At 41.7% G+C, this 20,792-nt stretch carries 17 protein-coding genes and 1 pseudogene; 4 read left to right on the top strand and 14 right to left on the bottom strand.

Features of this window, described 5'->3' with window-relative positions:
* Positions 1–72: 72 nt before the first annotated feature.
* The 8 genes from ODU34_RS03985 to cls form a co-directional block, all read right to left on the bottom strand.
* Positions 73–867, bottom strand: coding sequence for a Nif3-like dinuclear metal center hexameric protein (locus tag ODU34_RS03985; protein ID WP_105178572.1), 795 nt, complete (start codon positions 865–867; stop codon positions 73–75).
* Positions 857–1,540: a tRNA (adenine(22)-N(1))-methyltransferase TrmK gene (locus ODU34_RS03980; protein ID WP_029185925.1), complete on the bottom strand. Its 684-nt coding sequence runs from the start codon at positions 1,538–1,540 to the stop codon at positions 857–859. The genes ODU34_RS03985 and ODU34_RS03980 overlap by 11 nt, the downstream gene beginning before the upstream one ends.
* A 1-nt stretch (position 1,541) precedes the next feature.
* Positions 1,542–2,216, bottom strand: coding sequence for a DnaD domain-containing protein (locus ODU34_RS03975; protein WP_024399480.1), 675 nt, complete (start codon positions 2,214–2,216; stop codon positions 1,542–1,544).
* A gap of 9 nt (positions 2,217–2,225) precedes the next feature.
* A complete protein-coding gene (gene metA, locus ODU34_RS03970; protein ID WP_105178571.1) occupies positions 2,226–3,167 on the bottom strand; it encodes a homoserine O-succinyltransferase in 942 nt (313 codons plus the stop codon).
* Between the two features lie 103 nt (positions 3,168–3,270).
* A complete protein-coding gene (locus ODU34_RS03965) occupies positions 3,271–3,783 on the bottom strand; it encodes an adenine phosphoribosyltransferase (RefSeq protein ID WP_002937136.1) in 513 nt (170 codons plus the stop codon).
* Between the two features lie 14 nt (positions 3,784–3,797).
* Positions 3,798–4,967, bottom strand: a complete 1,170-nt coding sequence (locus tag ODU34_RS03960; protein WP_105178570.1) for a DUF3114 domain-containing protein — start codon at positions 4,965–4,967, stop codon at positions 3,798–3,800.
* Positions 4,946–7,159 (bottom strand): single-stranded-DNA-specific exonuclease RecJ, encoded by a 2,214-nt coding sequence (gene recJ / locus ODU34_RS03955; RefSeq protein ID WP_105178569.1) that lies wholly within the window; start codon positions 7,157–7,159, stop codon positions 4,946–4,948. The genes ODU34_RS03960 and recJ overlap by 22 nt, the downstream gene beginning before the upstream one ends.
* 155 nt (positions 7,160–7,314) lie before the next feature.
* On the bottom strand, positions 7,315–8,862 hold the full coding sequence (cls, locus tag ODU34_RS03950; protein ID WP_105178568.1) for a cardiolipin synthase: 1,548 nt from the start codon (positions 8,860–8,862) through the stop codon (positions 7,315–7,317).
* A gap of 214 nt (positions 8,863–9,076) precedes the next feature.
* On the opposite strand from cls, the gene ODU34_RS03945 reads away from it, so the two are divergent.
* Positions 9,077–12,289 carry a M14 family zinc carboxypeptidase gene (locus ODU34_RS03945; protein WP_398578298.1) on the top strand — a complete coding sequence of 1,071 codons (3,213 nt, stop codon included), beginning with the start codon at positions 9,077–9,079 and terminating at the stop codon, positions 12,287–12,289.
* A 180-nt stretch (positions 12,290–12,469) separates the two neighbouring features.
* Positions 12,470–12,942: pseudogene (gene tnpA / locus ODU34_RS03940) on the top strand (IS200/IS605 family transposase).
* A gap of 131 nt (positions 12,943–13,073) precedes the next feature.
* On the opposite strand, the gene ODU34_RS03935 reads toward tnpA, so the two are convergent.
* From ODU34_RS03935 to miaA, 5 genes are read right to left on the bottom strand one after another with little or no spacing between them, the layout of a single operon-like run.
* Positions 13,074–13,832, bottom strand: a complete 759-nt coding sequence (locus ODU34_RS03935; RefSeq protein ID WP_105179032.1) for an SDR family oxidoreductase — start codon at positions 13,830–13,832, stop codon at positions 13,074–13,076.
* Positions 13,829–14,758, bottom strand: a complete 930-nt coding sequence (gene rnz / locus ODU34_RS03930; protein WP_105179031.1) for a ribonuclease Z — start codon at positions 14,756–14,758, stop codon at positions 13,829–13,831. The genes ODU34_RS03935 and rnz overlap by 4 nt, the downstream gene beginning before the upstream one ends.
* Before the next feature lie 10 nt (positions 14,759–14,768).
* A complete protein-coding gene (locus tag ODU34_RS03925; RefSeq protein ID WP_105179030.1) occupies positions 14,769–15,398 on the bottom strand; it encodes a cystathionine beta-lyase in 630 nt (209 codons plus the stop codon).
* Entirely contained in the window at positions 15,382–16,632 is a 1,251-nt protein-coding gene (hflX, locus tag ODU34_RS03920) for a GTPase HflX (protein ID WP_105179029.1), read from the bottom strand. Before hflX ends, ODU34_RS03925 begins: the two co-directional genes overlap by 17 nt.
* Positions 16,625–17,509, bottom strand: a complete 885-nt coding sequence (gene miaA / locus ODU34_RS03915) for a tRNA (adenosine(37)-N6)-dimethylallyltransferase MiaA (RefSeq protein WP_105179028.1) — start codon at positions 17,507–17,509, stop codon at positions 16,625–16,627. The genes hflX and miaA overlap by 8 nt, the downstream gene beginning before the upstream one ends.
* A gap of 68 nt (positions 17,510–17,577) precedes the next feature.
* Between miaA and ODU34_RS03910 the strand changes: the two genes are divergently transcribed.
* Positions 17,578–17,748, top strand: coding sequence for a DUF3042 family protein (locus ODU34_RS03910; RefSeq protein WP_012775205.1), 171 nt, complete (start codon positions 17,578–17,580; stop codon positions 17,746–17,748).
* A gap of 98 nt (positions 17,749–17,846) precedes the next feature.
* Here ODU34_RS03910 and ODU34_RS03905 read toward each other — a convergent pair whose 3' ends face one another.
* Positions 17,847–19,013, bottom strand: a complete 1,167-nt coding sequence (locus ODU34_RS03905) for an MFS transporter (RefSeq protein ID WP_105179027.1) — start codon at positions 19,011–19,013, stop codon at positions 17,847–17,849.
* Between the two features lie 199 nt (positions 19,014–19,212).
* Here ODU34_RS03905 and ODU34_RS03900 point away from each other — a divergent pair, with 199 nt between their 5' ends.
* The gene (locus tag ODU34_RS03900) at positions 19,213–20,361 is read left to right on the top strand and encodes a cobalamin-independent methionine synthase II family protein (RefSeq protein ID WP_105179026.1); all 1,149 of its coding nucleotides are present in this window, start codon (positions 19,213–19,215) and stop codon (positions 20,359–20,361) included.
* The last annotated feature ends 431 nt before the right edge of the window (positions 20,362–20,792 follow it).

The raw sequence follows: 20,792 nt of genomic DNA, 5'->3' as shown, positions 1-20,792 counted from the left end.
TAAAAGATAAAAGACCTAAAACTACATTAAATGTCGTCTTGGTCTTTCCATAATTAGGTACTGATTAATTTATCACAAATATCTAAACGGATTGGTTGAAACAGTTGAAGGTAGAATTTCGACATCCCAACCTTCATTTGCCTTCCATGTTTCCAACAATTCAGCAATTTTCTTGATAAACAAGGCTTCGATATGGTGGCCTGGATCAATAGCCAGCAAGCCCTGGGTCAGCATGTCCTGCCCAGTATGGTAGTAAATATCGCCTGTGATGTAAACATCTGCTCCCTTGGCAAGAGCCTCATGGTAATAGGAACCACCACTGCCTCCACAGATGGCTACACGGCTGACATACTGCTTGGCTTGATGCCCATAGGTCACTAGACGGACAGCATCTAGACCAAAGACAGACTTGACTTTCAAAGCCAAATCCTCCAAAGTCTGCTCTGCTATTGTCCCCACACGACCAAGCCCCTGCCCCTCGGCAGTTTCAATCAAGTAGGTAGTATCTTGAATTTCTAATAGTTCACAGAACCAGTCGTTGAGCCCCCCCTCAACCACATCAATATCTGTATGACTAACATAGACTGCAATATCATGCTTAATCAAATCAAGATACATTTTAGTTTGCGGATTGTCAGCCACCAAATCCTTTATGGGACGAAAAATCGGAGCGTGCTTGACGATAATCAAATCCACCTTTTTATCAATCGCCTCTGCCACTGTTGTCTCACGAATATCCAGAGCCACCATGACACGTTGAATCTCTTTATTAAGGGTACCAATTTGCAGCCCTTTGACATCGCCTTCCATAGCCAAAGAAGAGGGGCAAAAGGCTTGATAGCGCTCAATAACCTGACTAGCTAACATGGAGTACCTCCTGAATTTGTTGGATTTTTTGGGAAATTGCAAAGCGGTCACCTTGGCGTTCAGATGGAACTTGTTCCAAAGCAAAACTTAATTTTTCAAGTTCTCTTCTCCACTTTTTGACGAAAACTGGTGAAGCCTCCTCTAGTAGATAGGGACCAAAACGATGTTCAACTTCTGATAATCTCATCTGTCCTGATTCTGCAACGAGGATTTCATATAACTTGCCATTTTCTTCCAGAATCTTTTCAGCAACCAATCTAAAACCATTTTTTTCCAACCATCGACGCACATCATCTTCACGATTATTTGGCTGGAGTATCAACCGTTCAATGGTCGCAAGCTTTTCTTTTCCTGCTTCTAAGATTTCTGCAATCAAGCGCCCTCCCATACCTGCTATGGTCACGGCAGTCATCTGGTCAGACATCTCAAACGCACCTAAGCCATTTGCTAAACGGACTAGAATTTTTTCTGTTTGTCCCGCCTGCTCTACATTCTGGAGCGCTGACTGATAAGGACCTTGAACGACTTCCCCTGCAATGGCAAAATCAATACGCCCCTGCTCTACCAAAAAAAGAGGGAGATAAGCATGGTCACTCCCTACATCGACTAGACGTGCCCCTTGTGGGACAAAACTTGCGACTGTTTCCAGCCTTTTAGATAATTTTGTTTCCATATCAATCTTTCCAGAGATCCATTGCATCAAGAAAGTCACTTGAAACAGTCACATTCTTAGGAGTCTGAATTTCTCTTTCTGCATTTTTCGCTTCTACTTGCGCAACTGTAGTAATTCCCTCACGGCGCCAGTTTCGTAGAATAGCTTGGATGTATTTCCAATTTGTTTTGTTGTTAAAAACAGCTTCTTTCAAGGCTGCACGAACCAAATCAATCGAAGTTTTGTCATCCTCAATAGTCTTCTGCAAATCTTCGATTTCAAACGGCGATAAAAAGCGGCCCAATTCACGTTCAAAATCACCCACCAAGGTCTTCAAATCATTCTCTGGCTGCACAATCTCAACTGCCTGTTTTGGAGTTAACAGAGCATCCAATTTTTCAAAAGCAGGAAGCGCATCGAATATCATTTCAATTTCACCAGCAATACTGATTGTCTTAAATTCTAAGAGTCCAGCATCTTGGAGATTTTCAATAGCTTGATTGACCTGGGCAACTGTTTTACCAGTAGCTTGAGCAATCTCACTAGGTGCTAATGATTCGATAGCTGAAGAATTTTGATAAAAGAAAAACTGCCAAATCAAAAAATCATCTGCCGACGGAAAAAGCTCTTGATAGTGGAATAATATTGCTGCTGGCAGGACCAAATGTCCCTGACGAAATTGCTGTGAATAGTTCATACTTCCTCTTTAAAGACTAGCTGACTGGGCTGATTGTTCAAAGATATGCCAGTCGTATGGAGTTTCTTGATAGACAGCGTAATTCACCCAGTTGGTAAAGAATTGTGCTGCTGGTAAATTCCAAGAGAGAGATGGTTTGCTTGTAGGGTCATCTTCTTTGAAATAATTTTCCGGTAAATGGGGATTTTTTCCAGCTATACAATCACGTTGGTATTCCTTAGCTAGGGTATCCCTATCATACTCTAAATGTCCAAAACTATAAATTTCTCTTAAATCCTTGCTGGCTAAAATGGATAGGCCAACTTCTGGACCTTGTGATAAAATCGTCAACCCACTCAGATGGGCAATATCTGCTTCTCTTACTTCCGTATAACGGGAGTGTGGTGAACGAAATTCATCGTCAAATCCACGCATAAGAGGGCTAGTTGGATTAGTCACTTCTTGACAATATACCCCTGACAGTTTTCGAGACATACTGTGTTTGGGTACACCATAGCGTGCATACAAACCAGCCTGTGCTCCCCAACAAATGTGCAATGTTGAATAAACATGTGTTTTTGACCAATCAAAAACTTGGGTAAGTTCTTGCCAGTAATCAACTTCCTCAAAAGGTAAGTTTTCAACTGGTGCTCCTGTCACGATGAGCCCATCAAAATAGCTATCCCTGACCTGCTCAAAAGTCTTATAAAACTGCTTCAAATGGTCCGAGTGTGTATTTTTGGACTCGTGACTAGCCATGTAGAGAAATTCAACCTCTAGCTGTAAAGGAGTGTTAGCCAAAAGACGGAGCAACTGAGTCTCCGTCACCATCTTCTGTGGCATGAGATTGAGAATAAGGATTTTGATAGGACGAATGTCCTGATGACTAGCTCGGTCACTATCCATCACAAAAATATTCTCTTTTCTCAAAATTTCAACTGCTGGTAATGATTTTTCAATTTTAATTGGCATAAGCAACCTCCCAATTTTCTTATATTTATTATAAGACAGGTTGCTATGCAATTCAATTAGAATAAAAATAGGACCAGTTATAAGTTTTGACTATAACCTTAGATTAATAGTGCATCAAAACCTTGTAGTCGTAATCGCCGATTGCTTCGCGGCCTTTCAAATCATCTAGCTCAATCAAGAAGGCACAGCCAGCAACGATACCGCCAAGCTTTTCAATCATTTCGATCGTAGCTTTTACAGTACCACCAGTTGCCAACAAGTCATCGACAATCAAGACACGTTGTCCTGGTTTGATTGCGTCTGCATGCATCGTCAATGTATCTACACCATATTCTTTTTCATAGTCAGCTGAGATAACCTCACGTGGTAACTTACCTGGCTTACGAACTGGTGCAAAACCGATTCCCAATTCAAAGGCAACTGGACATCCAACGATGAAACCACGCGCCTCTGGCCCAACAATCATATCGATTTGCTTATCTGTCGCATACTGAACGATTTCACGTACTGCATAGCTATAAGCATTTCCATCTGCCATCAAAGGGCTAATGTCACGGAATTCGATACCTTCTTTTGGATAGTTAGGAATTGTTGCGATGTAATCTTTTAAGTTCATTTGTCTCTCTCTTTTTAAAAATAATTTTTACTCTTCATTATACCATGAAATTGTTTTTTGGTACATTTCAGACCTATATCTTTAGCAAATCGTCTCCTCACATTCGCCACACAAGCTGCCCTACTATGTCCACCATAGGAAAAGCTCCCTTGCTGATTAAAGTAAGACTGCTCCCAGCCAACCTCATTTCTTCCTTTTTGGTAGCGACGAAAGCGAGTAGGCGATAAATAGACTCCCATCTTTGAGCGTAGCAATTCTTTCCGAAAAACGGGATCCTGCGTGCCAACTGGAGCCATATCAAGTTGTCTATGACGCTTATTATTAGCTCTGGCATAATTGAAGGAAGCCCCGTTTACCACGCCATTGACATGTGGTCGTTCTTCTAAAATCAAGGCAAATTGTCCATCTTGATTTAGGATGAATTCGCTGTGAAAATGAATCAAAATCTTCATATTGACTGGCAAGGTCTTCTGATTTTTCTTGCCGAACAGTTGTTTATTGTGTAGGCGGGCAGATTCTCGTAAGCGGTAAGACCAGCGAAGTAGGCTACGTAAATAGGCTACCAGAGCCTGCCAGTCTGTTTTTCCTTTTCCAAACTGCTGACGTACCCAAAAAGCCTGCTGATAGGAAATAAGGTAGCGCAGTTGATGGACCTGTCTGTTTAACGGCCGTTTGACTTCTAATTCCCGAACTGGAAAAGCTTTATCAACTAGCTTAGCAAAATACCGCCAAAATGGATGGTGTGGAGGACAATTCACATCCATCTTCTGCAAAAGTTCAGGTAATAGCCCGTGACTTAATTCCTCAGGAAAATCTAACATATTCATACTTTGCTCCAATAAAGCTGTCGCTTTCTCTTGGTTTAAAGAGCGACTGTCAACTTTTATCAACTGATAAAAGCTAGTTGAGGCAAAAATGGCAGCTTCTTTTATGAAATTTTGAACAAATGCTGGGATGTCTTCTTGTTTTAGAGGCAACAGTTGTTTCATGAAAACCTTTTTGATGGCTCTTTCTGACCATCCTACTCGCCGTAATTCAATCAGTGCGTGCTTTATTTCGGTTATCTGTTCAAGATTTTTCAACAGACTTTTTTGCCTGATAAACCTATAAGTGTAGAGAAGCGTTCCAATCACTCCAACAACAACCAGAGCTTCTACTGTCATCAAACGCGACCACAAAGCCATTCATAAATTTCCTGAACGGTGCCAAGCGCCATCAACTCTTGTTGGATAACTGTTTCTTTCAATTCTTGATATATTTGACTTTCTGAAATCTCTCGCTTCTGCGCCTCTTTGTTGACCCGCATGACCCCATCCGTAATCGTGACGAATTCTAATTCTTGGAAAATCTGAATCATTTTAACCAATAGACTGTCCTTAATTTTTAAGTAACCAGCCAAATCTTTCAGTTTGTAGCGGACATCAAACTCATCAAATTGGTAAATAGTCTTATACAATTTAGCGAATTGTTCTCGGCTACCATAACCATCTAGATAGTACGGTTTGGCAATTTCATTTTTAAAATAAATGGCTTCAAATTCTCTTTCCTGAAAATAGCTACGCAGACTACTGAGGTCCTCAGGCAAGTTAGCTAAGACAATTGCTTTGTTATCTGCTACTGGATTTTCAATGTCCAAAATTGGGACTCCTGCAGGAATAGGATGTTGCTTTCCACGAATATTATAAAGTTGAACACCATTGACCCGAGCATCAACCAACATGAGCTGAAGACTGGTATTACCATTCCATTGATTGACAGACAAGGTAACAGCTAGTTCTAAGCCCTTGGCCTGTGAAAATTCCAAGGCTAGATTACCCTTACCAAAAGCAACCACATCAAATCCAGCAACCCCTTTTGTAATCCGTATCTTCAGATGAGCATTATTCTGCCCCATGGTTCTTGCTGATTCTACCTGAAAGTCTCTGATGTAGAATACAGGCTTTTTATTATCCATGCCGTAAGGCGCAAGCTTCTCGAAAGATTTTAGAGTATCTAGGGTTAATTCCTCTAAATCCAATTCTTCATCTAAGACCAGCGAAGACTTGCTGGATAAATCCAATTTATTTTCGATAATGTAGTCTGCCAAGGTTAGAGCAAGCTCTTCGAGTTTGTCAACTTCCAAGGTCATACCTGCTGCACCAGCATGGCCACCAAAGGCGATAAATAGGTCCTGATGATTTTTAAGGGCCTTGAAAATGTCAACCGCTTCAACAGAACGAGCCGAACCCTTTGCCTTACCATCTTCAATAGACAAGACAATAACAGGCTGGTGCAATTCTTCTAGTAGGCGTCCTGCTACAATCCCTAAAACACCTGGGTTCCAACCTTCTTTAGCCAGAACTTGAACAGGTCTATCATGACGGAGCATGGTTTTTGCTTCATCGTAAATTGCTTGGACAACGTCTTTGCGCTCGACATTCTTACTGTCAATCATGAGAGCAATCTCATAGGCCTCTTCGTCATCAAAACCAGTCAGTAATTCGATGGCTGGATTAGGATCGTCGAGTCGACCAAGGGCATTCAATCTCGGAGCAAGTTGGAAACCAACTGTTTCTTCATCAATACTGTCTATGTCAATACCAGCTATCTTTATCAGCTCTTGCAAACCTGCTCGTTCAGTCTGTTTGAGAAGCGAGAGACCATATTTGACCATGACACGATTCTCATCGGTCAAGCTAACCATATCAGCGATGGTGCCAATTGCGACCAAATCCAGCAAGTCTGCATGAACCGTTTCAAGAAGGGCACAGGCCAATTTGAAGGCTACACCGCAACCTGCCAAATGTTTGAAGGGATAATTTCCCTCTGGATGCTCTGGATGTACAATCGCATAGGCATTGGGAAGGGTTTCCTGCATGGAATGGTGGTCTGTCACGACAACATCGACACCCATTTCCTGGGCATAGGCAATCGCTTCATGACCCGCTACGCCATTGTCCACCGTCACAATAAGAGAAATCCCCTGCTGCTCGATAAAATACTTGTAAACTGATTGATTTGGCCCATAGCCGTCTGTGAAACGGTTGGGAAGATAAACTTGGACTTCTGCCCCCATTTCCTCCAGGGTTTCTTTCAGAATCGATGCCGAGGTCATGCCGTCTGCGTCATAATCTCCATAAATCAAAATTTGTTCGTAATCTTCGATTGCTCGGCGAATCCGCTCTACCGCCTTGTCCATATCATGTAGTAAATAGGGATCGTGAAGGTCTTCTAAGCTTGGTTGTAAGAAAGTATGCAATTCTTCCGCCGAATGGATGCCACGTTCATACAGCAACTTAGCCGCCACCGGGTCCACTCCTTCTTTTTTAGCAATTTTGATAAATTGTTCATCAGAAAAACCGGTCAATAATTGCCAGTCATAATTGGGTTTTATCACGTTTTTTACTCCTTAATACTCAAAATCACAAGTAACCTGTAACTTTTCCGAGTATAAACTATCTTTCTATTATATCATTTTCCAAGAAAAATGGAGCAAGGTAAGACCGAAACAGAATGTCGATCCCTTGCTCCATGAAGAACTAATAGTGCAATTTATAATAACGGCGAAATAATTCGCAGTAGGGCTCCTCCCAAACGCTTATACCAAGAGTACGTTTTATGGAAGGTTAGAAGGTTAATTTGCTGTGATTTTTTGAAGGAATGAGTAAAGTCATCCTTAATAGCTGCCAAAACTGCCGAATGATTGTAAATATAGAGACCACATTCAAAATTAAGATAAAAAGAGCGAAAATCCATATTCACCGTACCAACAGTAGCTTTCTTATCATCGACCAAAACAACTTTGGAATGGACAAATCCAGGCTGGAATTCAAAGATTTCAATTCCTGCTTCCAAGTAAGTAGGAAAATCAGTACGGGCAGCCAAATAGGCTGATTTTTTATCATAGATATGCGGGAGCAGAATGCGAACCTCGACTCCACGCTTCGCAGCATAAGTCAAATTATCAATCATTTCATCATCCAACACTAAGTAGGGTGTCATGATATAAATATAATCCGTTGCCGACTGAATCATGTCTAGGCAGACTCGTTTGGCTACCTCATCTCCATCAAATGGATTCTCGCCATACGGAAGGAAGAAACCTTCAGCATCAACGGTTTCCGTCTCTAAATCTTTATGCGTTTTGAGGTATTGTAGATCATCTGTCTCTGTCTTTTCATTGTAATTCCACATTTGAAGGAACATCAACGTAAAGTTTGCAACAGCTTCTCCCCTAATCATAATCGCTGCGTCTTTCCAGTAACCAAAACGCACTTTCTTGTTGATGTATTCATCTGCGATATTAATGCCACCAGTAAAGGCAACCTTTCCATCAATAATCGCAATTTTTCTATGGTCACGGTTATTTTGCACCGTAGATAAGGCTGGGATAATTTGAGAAAATACTTTGGCTTTTATCCCATATTTTCTCAAGGTTTTATAGTAATTATAGGGAAGATTGGTCAGTGAATTCATCCCATCATACATAAAACGAACTTCCACCCCTTGCGCTGCCTTTTCCTTCAAAATGTCAAGGATAGAATCCCACATATATCCCATATCGACAATAAAGTACTCCATGAAAATATACTGCTCTGCCTTTTTCAATTCTTCTAGTAGAGCTTCAAATTTTTCCTGACCTGTCGAAAAATAGACGGCATCCGTATTGGTATGAATTGGGTAGCCAACGTACTCACTCATGAAGTGAGCTAATTTCAGTTGCTCCTTATCTTCCCGCTCTAATGCCTTCATGACCTTTTCAGACGTCTTACTATACTCCCGAAGTCTTTGTGCCTGCTTATGAAAATTTTTACGATAGCGTTTGGTTTCGATGTTGGACTGCAAAATAAAATAGAATAGAGCACCAAAAATCGGAATACCAATGACAAAAACAATCCAGGTTAACTTAAAACTGGTATTCATCGGTCTATTGATGATTGAAATAGCTACAAAAATCGAAAAAATTTGCAAAACAATCAATAAAGCAGGCATATAGGTAGCTGCCGAACCTACCAACCATAGAATAAGGAAAATGGTTAGAACAATCAAACTAATGACGATAAAGGTCCGACTGTATATAATTTTCCAAAGTTTTTCCATACATCTCTCCCTTATTTTTTACCATTATAACAGATTTTAGTTCATTATCCTACTCAAAATAAATAGTCTTTATGATCCGATATTTCTGAATATTTTAAATATATAAACATATTTAACTCATATTGTAAAGACATATATTTTTTGATAAGATAGGCATGAAATAACCCGTTTTAATTTACTACCCCGTACACATTATCAAAAGGAGGAAGTTCGCATGAAACTTTCATATAAGAAAAGGCTGTTGAATCAAGTCCTGCTTGCCTCAACAGTTCTTTTAGCTGCATCTCTCACTCAGGGAACGGTCTTCGCAAATACAGAGGAGATGCCAACTACTGCTAGTGAAACAGTGACTCCACTGCCTGAAGAGACTCCTATCATGGAAACTAGCACAAGCGAAGCTACAGATAATCTTGTAGAAGGGAAGGAGACAGAAAAACAAACTGAAGAAATAGCAGATACTTCTCCTACACCTGTTTCCACAGAAGAAGTTACAACATCTTCCGAGCCCAATGCCGAGGAAACTACGCTCAGATCAGCTAATAATGATAGTCAGGATACTACAGAAGAAAAACCTGCCGTACCGACTACTGATACAATTACACTCGAAACAAAAACTGTCTATCTATCGGAAGCAGTCACTATCACAGAATCCGTCACTCTTCCAGATACGACTGAAAAAATAGAATGGACATTGGATGGAAAGCCTATTTCCAAATGGAAAACCTGGAATTTGAAAGAGGGAGATTTCACAGGCGATACATTTATCACAGTAGAAGAAAGCAGACAGGATAACCAACTTCATTTGAATATCCAGCTCGCAGCTCTCTTTGGAGAAGATTTGAGTAAACGGACACCGAGTAATATTCGCCGTACCTATCGACATTTTATAAAAGATATGCTGTTGGAAGGTACTAGTGCCGATGGAAACTTGATAATTTCAAAAACTCTTCATTTCCGTCCTTATGAAGCCTACCGTACACATGAGGAAATGTTGACAGAGATTGAGGAAACTAAAGATAATGCTGCGACCGACCGCCTAGTAAGGATTGAGTCAATTGGTCAATCAGCTGAAGGTAGAGATATAAAAATGGCTGTTGTGGCTAAAGATCAAGCAAGTATTGATAAATATCTTACTGAAACAACGCCACTCATGCTGACCCAACCCGACCAGATGCTGAAAGAGTTGCAAGCTGGAACCTTCGACTATAAATTACCTATTCTCATCAACAACACTCATGCTGATGAACAACCCGGCATAGATGTGGTAACTAGCCTATTCAAAGAATTTGCACAAAAAGATACCATTACTTTCCCATCTACAGATGCCGATGGAAATCCTGTTACTCTGCATTTAAAAGTGACAGATTTGTTAGATAAATTTATCTTCTTGTTCAATTTCACAGAAAATCCTGATGGCGATGTTAAAAACTTGCGTTCACTAGTAAATGGTTTGGACCCTAACCGCGATACTGGTTTCCAAGTGAATCCAGAAACACAAGCCATCGTCCGTCAAATCCACAAATGGAATCCAATATCTGTTTTAGATATTCATGGTTTTGTATCTGGATTTCTCATCGAGCCTGCCACTCCGCCACATGACCCGAACTTTGAATATGATTTACTAGCCGATATTATGCTGGAAAAAGCTCATGAAATGGGCCGAGCAGGTATTGCAAATTCTAAATATGAACGCTACACCATCCCTAAAGTCCACTGGGGAAATGGTTGGGACGATTCCTTCTCAGGCTATACAGCGGTATATGCAATGTACCACGGTATTCTTGGACATACGATTGAAATTCCAGAAGGAAATCAAGAATCATTCAAGGCGGGATTCTTTGCTGTTTTGGGCGGTGTTCACAATATGGCAACCAAGCCAGACAGTCTCATGGAAATGCGTCTCAAATACTATTCTCGCGGTGTCAATAAGGTAGAAGATCCAAAAGCAGAGTCTGAATTAGTCGGACCAGACGGAGCTGTTGTCGGACGTGTCAAAAAAGACCAGCCAAAATTCTTCCCAGACTACTATGTGATTCCTATGACGCTTGATAAACACAATGATATTCAAGAAGCATTTAAGATGATTGAATACTTCAATCGTAATGGGGTCGTTGTCAAGGAATTAACTGAAGATGTTGGAAACTTCCGCAAAGGCGACCTAGTTGTCGATATGGCTCAAGCCAAACGAGGATTCGCTAACCATGTCCTCTACACTGGTTCTGATGAATCTGCTTGGGGAGCCATGTATGCTGAATTGGTGGTCAACTTCCCAGATATGAAAGGCTTTAGTGCCAAGGCTGTATTTGAAGAAAATGCCTTTAGCGGCAAATTAGGTAGCATCACATGGACAAAAGCTCCACGTACTACGGAAATTGATTTCAAAGCGCCTTACTATATCGTTGCAAACACATCTGAAAGCGCCGTTCAGGCCATTAATCAAGCCATCAAATCAGGTGCTAAGGTCTATCTTACAGACGATGGCTACATCATGGAAACTAACCAATTTAGCCACTTACTGGAAACTAACCAATTTAGCCACTTACTGGAAACCTATGCTCTATACGGCGAGCCTCTCTATAAGAAGCCTCTTGGACAAGAATTGAAAGCAATGAAGGTGTATGCTCCTTCTCACTCTTATAGTTGGGCAGGTGACTTTGCCATTCTTGCAAATGCTGCACTTGCGGTAGAACGAATGGGCTTTGAAATTGTCAATAGCGTAGATGAGGCTGATGCTATCATTCTCGAATCTGATCAATTCGATGCCAGTGTATTTGGTAAGAAACCAATTATCATCGTAGGTGGTGTCGCCATGCAAAAACTGGAGGAATTAGGAATCTTAGCAGGTTTCAATGCGGAACAATTTACAGATGGTGGTGACTATGAAGGTCTCATGCGGGCTATTATTGATGATAAAGATCCATTAACAAGTGGCTACGCTATGAATGGCCTTTTCTACTCCAACTCCGGTAATTGGATTGAAGGCATTCCTGAAGGATTTAAAACACTTGTTAAAATCGCTGACAAAGATTATTATATCGCAGGTTGGTGGCCTGGTCATGACAAATTAGCCAATAAAATTGTCGCCATCGCTGGAAATTATCAAGACCAACCTGTCTTTATCTATGCAGGTAATCCAACAAACAAGGTTCACCCTGTTCACTTCTTCCGTTGGGTGTCCAACGCCCTATTTGGTAGCCAATTAGCAACCTTAGAAGACTTACCAGCCGTAGAAATTCTTGTACCACAACCTGAAATGCCAAAAAATATTCTGGATGAGACGCCAAAAACTACTACAGTAGTACATACCACCAAGTCTACCGATGCAAAACAACTACCTCAAACAGGTGAAAAAACAAACTATATCGCTATCGCATTAGGTAGCCTACTTCTAGGCAGTATCTCCTTACGTAGAAAAAAGCGTAGCTAGTATACACAAAAATGCCGAGTTTTATTTCGGCGTTTTTCTATTATGGCTTCGAGCCAGTTTTTCTCGAAGAGAAAAACAAGAAAACCACCAGCTATGCTGGTGGCTGACAAGGCTTTGAGCTTCCATTTCTTTTTCCTGATATAATCTCATTGTTCAGGTTAGATAAAGGAGGAAAAAGAAATGGCTAAAACCAGTTACAGTTTATCACATACCAAATGGATGTGCAAATATCACATAGTTTTCACATCTAAGTACCGTAGAAAATCCATTTACTACAAAATAAGGCAGGACTTAATTGATATTTTCCGTCATCTATGTCGATATAAAGGCGTGGAAATCATTGAGGGACACATGATGCCAGACCATGTTCATATGCTTGTCTTGATACCCCCAAAACTTTCGATTTCCGATTTTATGGGATATTTGAAAAGTAAAAGTGCTCTAATGATATTTGATAAACACGCTAATTTGAAATATAAGTATGGAAATCGAAAGTTTTGGGCTAGAGGCTACTATGTTAGTACCGTTGGGCTGAACGAAAAGACAGTTGCGAAATACATTTGCGAGCAGGAGAAAAATGACATTGCACTTGATTCTTGAGTGTCAAAGAGTATGAAGATCCATTTTCAGATGGCAGTTTTAGAACAAGATAAAAGCCCGTTGTTACGGGCATTAGTCAAGTAATTATAGCACTAACCTGAACGAAGTTCAGCGAACGTCTTTAGACGTCGCTGGAGAGAAACGGCTTATAGCCGGTGTACAAGCCACCCGTTTTCACGGGTGGTTATGACTTCAAATTAAATACTGTAGTGGCCAAGTAGTCTGCTATTCTCGGAAAGAGAGTATAGAGTTTATGAGCAGCTGCTAGTGACCAAGGCAGATTGATGTCTCGTTTCTTCGTTCCCATAGCTGAAACAATCTTCTTGGCAACATAGTCCGGCTGTAGTAAGAAAGCCTTGACGCTCTCTTGATAGCTTCCGTCTGGATCTGCTTGGTCGAAAAAGCCAGTCGCAATAGGTCCTGGATTGACCGTAGTAACCGTCACACCATACTGGGCTAATTCCAAGCGAATGGTATTGGAAAATCCCATGGCCGCAAACTTGGTCGCAGAATAAACGGATGACTTGCTTGATGCGATCAAACCTGACATGGAAATGATATTGATCATCTGCCCGCTCCGTCTAGCCTTCATACGCTTACCTACTAAACGACACAGGGTCATCAGAGCAAAAGTATTGATGTCAAACATAGCCTGCACCTGCTGACTGGAAAAATTCTCAAAATCATCGTAAATAGCATAGCCAGCGTTATTGACTAAAATATCAATCTGACCAAACTGACTATCCAGTTCATCGAAAAATGCCGTCAGGGCTGCTTCATCTCGGATGTCTACATCAAAGACAGCCTTTTTTTCATGGTAAGCATAGAGTTGCTCAATTTTTTCGACATCACGACCTAGTAAAATCAAGAAATCATCTTTCAGCAAGGGTACCATCTCCTGCACCAAACCACCAGAGGCACCTGTGATTAGAATGGTTCTCATAGCTCAATTTCCTCTAAATCCTTAACGATGCGGACATTTTCGAAGACAGTGCTAGCGTCCTTGCGCAGCTGGCTAACATCCTTGGCCAAAAATCGTGGACTAATATGATTAAGCAAAAGCTGCTTAGCACCCGCATCCTTGGCAACCTGAGCAGCTTCCATATTGGTCGAGTGTCCATGCTTACGAGCAATCTTCTCATCGCCCTTACCGTAGGTCGCCTCATGAACCAAGACATCTGCATTAACTGCCAAGCGTACGCTGGCATGGCACTTGCGCGTATCACCAAGAATGGTCACTACCTTACCAGGTCTTGGTGGAGAAAGATAGTCACTCGCGATAATTTCAGTTCCATCTTCTAGCGTTACGTTTTGACCGTTTTTTATTTGCCCAAAGAGGGGACCAAATGGTACACCTGCCGCGCGCAGAGCCTCTGCATCCAAGGTCCCTTCCAAATCTTTCTGGATAACACGATAGCCGACACAAGGAATGGTATGGTCCAGCTTTTCAGCGAATACCGTGAATTTGTCGGTGTCTAGGACCTGACCAACTGTATCCACATCAAACTCATGGAAATGAATGCGATAAGGTAAGCGCGTCCCTGATACTTTCAGACTTGCCAAGACAAAGGAACGGATGCCAACAGGACCGTAAATATCAATATCTGTCTGTTCCTCACTTGACTGAAAAGAACGGCTAGACAAAAAACCAGGCAGTCCAAAAATATGGTCTCCGTGTAGATGAGTGATAAAGATTTTTGCGACTTTACGTGGTCGAATAGTCGTTTCCAATATTTGATTTTGAGTTCCTTCACCACAGTCAAAAAGCCAGACTTGATTGATTTCGTCCAAGAGTTTCAAGGCCAAACTGGATACATTTCGAGCCTTGGAGGGCTGACCAGCCCCCGTACCTAAAAATTGAATTTGCATTGTTTACTTTCTAATGTTTTATATATAAAATTGCAGAGCGACCCGACCAGACATAGTAATACTGACCAGCATATTCGTCCGCCACTTCCAGCACTTCTTCCTGATTAAAGCCAGAAATCTTGACCAAACCTTTTGCCTTTTCCACTTGAGTCAAGAGGTAGTCTGTTTCAACTTCCTCTAACTCGGCGTTCACAAAGGGATTGACTTTCATAAAAATCTTTCCCTCCTCCACAAAGACGACATAGTGGGGAAAGACTTGGGCAATTTCAAAGAGCAAGCTATCCGACACTTCCTCTACTCCTTCCGAAAAAACCTGAGCCAGACCGTCAGCCGACACATAGGCAAATCCGAAAGACTTGCCTGATAAGTTGAGACGGACAAAGGGCTTATCTTCAGCAAAGCTGGGCTCTGTTGGAAAAAGGCAGAGCTGCTGAGAGAGGGTCAGATAGTAATTCGTCGCCTCTTCTGCCCCTTGTTTCTGGTAGATTTCCGCAAAATAGGCATTGATAACTGAAGGCGGTGGCGTGATAAAGTCTAGTTTTTGTTGGTCAGTCAAATCAGCTAATTTCTTCGCCAGATAGACCTTGTCTAGACTGGTAAAGCCACCGTATTTGATTGCCAAATCAAGATAATCCGTCATAAAATTCTTCCAACTTCCATTTATTGCTGGAAGCGATATAGCCTGATACCACTTCCACATCCTCTTCATAGGTCCGATTTTCAATCAGTGCCAGAGTTGCCAAATCATGCAATTTATAAGATTCAGCAAGTGGAACCCTGACCTCAAATCGTTCAAACATGGTCTTAATCTTGGCCAAGACCATCATCTGTATATGGCCTTTGGCATTTTCATCCTTAGCGGACAGCATGACATGAGGAAACTGACTGGGGGTAAAGCTGTCGTCCGTCTTGTCCAGCTTGTTGTAGAGGGCCAAGCGAGGAATATCCAGCATATCCAAGTCTTTCAGAATATCCAAGACCACCTGCTCCTGCTCGCTATGATTGGGGTCAGAAGCGTCTATGACATGGAGTAAGAGGTCCACGTTCATGGACTCCTCCAAGGTGGACTTGAAGGCAGAAATCAACTCGGTCGGCAGGTCCTGAATAAAACCAACCGTGTCGGTCAAGGTCACGTTGAACTTGTCGGCCAAGTTAATCTGCTTGGTCGTGGCATCAAGTGTCGCAAAGAGTTCGTCCGCCTCGTACTGTCGCTTGTCGGTCATGGCATTCATAATAGTGGACTTACCAACATTGGTATAGCCAATCAAGCCGATTTTGAACACGCCTGATTGCAGACGGCGTTCACGGACAGTCGCTCGGTTCTTCTCCACCGTTTTGAGTTGGCGTTCAATGTCGTGAATCTGATTACGAATGCTTCGACGGTTGAGCTCCAACTGGCTTTCACCTGGTCCACGAGAACCGATACCACCCGCCTGACGGCTGAGCATGATACCTTGTCCAACCAAGCGCGGCAACATATACTTGAGCTGGGCCAAGTGGACCTGCAGTTTACCCTCGTGACTCCGTGCCCGCATGGCAAAAATATCCAAAATCAACTGCATACGGTCGATAACCTTGACACCCAAAATCTCTTCCAGATTGACATTCTGACGGGGTGTCAGTCGGTTATTGACAATGACGGTATCAATCTCATCAGCTTCGACCATCTGGGCAATTTCTTCTAGTTTCCCTGAGCCGACAAAGGTCTTGCTGTCGTATTTTTCACGTTTTTGAGTATAGACTCCCTTGACCAGAGCGCCAGCCGTCTTAGCAAGACTTGCCAACTCCTCCATGGACATGTCAAAGTTGTCTGTCTGCTGTAATTCCACTCCAACCAGGAGGGCGCGTTCTTGTTCTTTCTGAGTTTCAATCATTTAAAAATTCCTCTACGGCGGTGAAAATCTGTGACTTGTAATCTGGCTCGCCTACTGAATAGAAGGGAACCTGCATGCGATTTCTAAACCAGGTCAATTGGCGTTTGGCAAAGCGGCGGCTATTTTGCTTGACCTTATCAACTGCTTCTTCTAGGCTGATTTGACCTGCTAAGTATGGGAAAAACTCCTTATAGCCAATTCCCATAGCAGCTTGGGCTTCTGGGTGTTCTTGGTAGAGCCAGCTAACTTCATCTAGTAAGCCCGCCGCCACCATCTTATCCACTCGCTGATTGATGCGGTCGTAAAGAACCTGTCTGTCATCCGTCAGGCAGATGTAAAGAGGCTCAAATTCTGACTCTGTATTTTCTAAGTTTTTGCCAAACTTTTTCAACTCTAACCCACGAATGATTCTCCGTCGGCTGTTTCCCTCGACTGTCAAGCCTGCCTGCTCTGCCATTGTTTCCAACACTTCATCAGGCAAGTTATCCAGCTCCGTCCGATAAGCAAGAACTTGCTCTTGGTCAACCTGCCCGCCCAGATGGTAGCCTTCAAGCAAGCTCTGAATGTAAAGTCCAGTTCCTCCAACGATAATAGGCAACTTGCCACGACTGGTAATGTCAGCAATTAAGGTCTTGGCTTCTGCTACAAATTCATAAGCCGAATAGCCCTCGGTCACATCTCGGACATCAATCAAGTGATGAACCGCAGCAGCCTGCTCTTCAGGACTAGCTTTTGCCGTACCAATATCAAGTTTGCGATAGACTTGCTGGCTATCACCGCTGATAATTTCTCCCTTGTAGCGCTGGGCCAATTCAATTCCTAAAGCAGTTTTTCCTACCGCGGTTGGTCCAATGACCACAATAACTTTAGTTTTCATCTTTTTCCTTGAAAATATTTTGTTTTTTCGCTAAAATCTATTATAACACAAGTAAAGGAGAAATAACTATGGCTAAAGGTTTTGGTAAAGGTTTCTTAACAGGTGTTCTTTCTACAGTTGCTCTTGCAGCAGGCGCAGTCTTCACTGTTCACAAAACAATCATTGAACCAGAAGAAAAGAAAGAAGCCTTCATTGAAGAAAATCGTAAAAAAGCTGCTCGTAAACGTGTAGCACATTAAAAAGCTGGCAGGAGTCCAGCTTTTTTGTTTGACAAAAAATCCCTTAGAAGCTCTGCCATTTTCACAGAAAAATGCCAGCCTTCTTAAGGGATTATACTTTATAAAATAATATCTTCTCTTTCAATGAGAACAATAGTCCACATCATGGCAAGTGTGACGATAGCCAGAGCAAGAATCAATGGTATCCAGTTTCCGAAGATTGGATAGCTATAACCAAGAAGGCCTGGTCCAAATGCTGCAATGAGATAGCCACCTGTCTGCACCATTCCTGATAGCTGAGCAGTAGCCTGGCTGTTGCTTGTTTTCAAAGTAAAGCTCAACATCATATAAGGGAAAAGGGCTGCATTTGAAAAACTTAAAATAATGTGAAGTGCTGACCAAAGAATGAGATTGGTCGGAATCAATGCCATCATAGCCAAGCCAAGCAAGGTGACAGAGGAAATAGCCAGCATGATATTTCGACGCATTTCTTTTGTCTGACATGAAAGAACAGCTGGGATAATCATTGACATGGGAATAGCTGTCATATTAAAGAAACCAGCCATTAGACCTGCTTCTGCCTTACTAAAGCCAACTGATTGAGAAATGGTTGGCAACCAGGTAATCTCTGTATAGTAGAGGACTGATTGTAGCCCACCAAATATCAAAAAGGCAATCGCTGCTTTATTTTTCCAGATAGATGATTTCTGTTTTCCTTGGTTCTCACTTGCAAATCGATGGTTATTTTTTACATTAGGCAACCAGATTAGGAAAGCCATAAACACCAATCCTGTAATTAACAGAATAAAAAATTCCCAAGAACTAGAGGATACAATTGGAACAGCAATCATGGATGCAACTGTTGCCGCCACCCCCATGAGAGTGATATAAATCGTCGTATACAGACCAATTTTCTTTGGAAAATTAGCCGCAACCAAACTTGGTAGCAAAACATTAATGAACGCTATTGTAGCACCAACAAGCATAGTACCAATGTAAAGGGCTGGTAAGTTGAGAACTCGCATCCCTGAACCAAGCACCATGACCAGTAAGACTAGGGCCATTAGTTTTTCCATGCCAAACTTAGCCGCAAGACGCGGTGCTAAGGATGAACAGAGAGCAAACATGATGAGCGGAATAGAGGTTAAAATTCCTAATGAACTCACTTCTACTCCCAGTCCTGCTGCCACATCTGTCAAAATAGCAGGTAAAGCTGTAAAGGGGGCACGCATCACGACCCCTAGCATGACGATTCCTGCAATTATAAATGGTGATTGTTTTTTCATTTTTCTCCTAAGTCTCCTAATGTTCGGATTTCAGTACTTTTGATTATACCATAGTTGACAAATGATAGAAAGTTATTTCCGTCTATTTTTTTCTAGTTATAGTTTTTAACTATGGATTTTCCATGAAAATAACTATTTTTCAAATGATAGCTTATGAGTTAGAATAGGTTCATCACTAAAACGAAAGAGAGATACATATATGACAACTTCAAGATTCCAATTAGTCGGTTCACTTCTTCGACCAGCAAACTTAGGAGAATTTAAACGTAAAATTGAGCATCGTGACAATATCCAATACCCATTCTACGACGCCTTTAATGGCTATCAAGAAACTGAAGCTGCAACTATCGAAGCGATTGTCGCTGAACAAAAAGCAAATGGTATTGATATTGTAACAGACGGTGAGTTTTCAAAATCAATGTGGCATCTTGACTTTGTCTGGGGCTTCGATGGTATAGAGCGTTACATTGCTGAGCATGGTTATCCTTTTAAAGACCATGATGGACAAATTTTTGAAACACGTAAGGATATTGGATTGCGTATCACCGGTCCTCTTTCAGCAAAAAATCACCATTTCATTGACATTTATAAAAAAGTTAAAGAACTAGCTGGTGAAACTGATACAAAGTTAACTGTATGGGGACCTGCCCATGCCTTTACCGAGCTTGTTCTCTTCAATGGTCAAGTCGGTCCAGACCAAGTTTATAAAACACGTGAGGATTTGAAAGAAGGTTTATTGGCTGCGTATAGAGAATTTTTAGACCAGTACAAGGAAGCTGGTGGACAAATCGTTCAATTCGATGACTGCCTTTGGGAATTATTCGACCCTGCTAACCCTGTACCTTTCTTGCCACAAGACGATTCTGAAGCATTGGCTGCTTTGGCTGACGAATTTGTTGCTATCAATAATGCTGTTATTGATTACGGACATGAAATTGGCTTGACCGTCTGGACGCACAACTGCCGTGGTAACTATGAAAGCCGCTCAGCAGCTGGCGGAACTTACGAAGCCATTGCTGAAAAATTCCTGCGTGACCAAAAATACGATCGATTCTTCCTTGAGTGGGATGATGAACGTGCAGGTGATTTAAAAGCTTTGGAAAGCTTGCGTGATAAGAATGTCGAAGTCGTTCTTGGTCTACTTTCAAGTAAAACTTCTGATTTGGATGATGAAGAACGTGTTTATAAATTACTCGAGGAAGCAAGCAAGATTATTCCAAAAGAGCGTCTCTACTTGTCACATCAATGTGGATTCGCTTCATGTGATTCAGGTAATGAATTGGCCATCCCGCAACAGTGGGCAAAAATTAAACAAGGCCAAGAAATTGCAGAGAAGTTTTGGTCTTAAGCCACTTCTTGTTATTCGTGCATAAAATCCCTGTCATCAATCAATGTCTCTAAGTTAACTCTGATCAGTTAATCTATGATATCTAATCCCAAGTATTTTTCCGATGTAATACTTGGGATTTTATGTTCGGACAACACAAAAGGAGGCTTTTTATATAGTCTACAGATTTATCACAATTGGCCACGAGGTTTTCATACTTATCGGTGCCGAACATGCGAAAAGAAAGGGAGTAAAACTCGGTTTCGTGCTGCTTTTCCCATCTCGAATCCGAATCAGATAGAACCAGCCTTTTTATTGGTAACGATTCATAAAGTTATAGGTTTTACGACCTCTATCCGCTACAATGAGGGCTGGTTCGAAAATGGCGTTGAGATTTAATCTCTAATCCAACTAACTGGAAGTACTAGCAATATTTTAATAGATTTATCTGA

This window comes from Streptococcus sp. 2018WUSS126, from assembly GCF_044427425.1.
Classification (GTDB): domain Bacteria; phylum Bacillota; class Bacilli; order Lactobacillales; family Streptococcaceae; genus Streptococcus; species Streptococcus hashimotonensis.
Note: the sequence above shows the minus strand (reverse complement) of the source record. Positions and strands in the feature narration are given on the sequence as shown.

What these genes read in the sequence shown, in the direction of transcription:
- ODU34_RS03985 (WP_105178572.1), bottom strand. Translation starts at nt 867, where the DNA reads ATGTTAGCTAGTCAGGTTATTGAGCGCTATCAAGCCTTTTGCCCCTCT.
- ODU34_RS03980 (WP_029185925.1), bottom strand. Translation starts at nt 1,540, where the DNA reads ATGGAAACAAAATTATCTAAAAGGCTGGAAACAGTCGCAAGTTTTGTC.
- ODU34_RS03975 (WP_024399480.1), bottom strand. Translation starts at nt 2,216, where the DNA reads ATGAACTATTCACAGCAATTTCGTCAGGGACATTTGGTCCTGCCAGCA.
- metA (WP_105178571.1), bottom strand. Translation starts at nt 3,167, where the DNA reads ATGCCAATTAAAATTGAAAAATCATTACCAGCAGTTGAAATTTTGAGA.
- ODU34_RS03965 (WP_002937136.1), bottom strand. Translation starts at nt 3,783, where the DNA reads ATGAACTTAAAAGATTACATCGCAACAATTCCTAACTATCCAAAAGAA.
- ODU34_RS03960 (WP_105178570.1), bottom strand. Translation starts at nt 4,967, where the DNA reads ATGGCTTTGTGGTCGCGTTTGATGACAGTAGAAGCTCTGGTTGTTGTT.
- cls (WP_105178568.1), bottom strand. Translation starts at nt 8,862, where the DNA reads ATGGAAAAACTTTGGAAAATTATATACAGTCGGACCTTTATCGTCATT.
- ODU34_RS03945 (WP_398578298.1), top strand. Translation starts at nt 9,077, where the DNA reads ATGAAACTTTCATATAAGAAAAGGCTGTTGAATCAAGTCCTGCTTGCC.
- ODU34_RS03935 (WP_105179032.1), bottom strand. Translation starts at nt 13,832, where the DNA reads ATGAGAACCATTCTAATCACAGGTGCCTCTGGTGGTTTGGTGCAGGAG.
- rnz (WP_105179031.1), bottom strand. Translation starts at nt 14,758, where the DNA reads ATGCAAATTCAATTTTTAGGTACGGGGGCTGGTCAGCCCTCCAAGGCT.
- ODU34_RS03925 (WP_105179030.1), bottom strand. Translation starts at nt 15,398, where the DNA reads ATGACGGATTATCTTGATTTGGCAATCAAATACGGTGGCTTTACCAGT.
- hflX (WP_105179029.1), bottom strand. Translation starts at nt 16,632, where the DNA reads ATGATTGAAACTCAGAAAGAACAAGAACGCGCCCTCCTGGTTGGAGTG.
- miaA (WP_105179028.1), bottom strand. Translation starts at nt 17,509, where the DNA reads ATGAAAACTAAAGTTATTGTGGTCATTGGACCAACCGCGGTAGGAAAA.
- ODU34_RS03910 (WP_012775205.1), top strand. Translation starts at nt 17,578, where the DNA reads ATGGCTAAAGGTTTTGGTAAAGGTTTCTTAACAGGTGTTCTTTCTACA.
- ODU34_RS03905 (WP_105179027.1), bottom strand. Translation starts at nt 19,013, where the DNA reads ATGAAAAAACAATCACCATTTATAATTGCAGGAATCGTCATGCTAGGG.
- ODU34_RS03900 (WP_105179026.1), top strand. Translation starts at nt 19,213, where the DNA reads ATGACAACTTCAAGATTCCAATTAGTCGGTTCACTTCTTCGACCAGCA.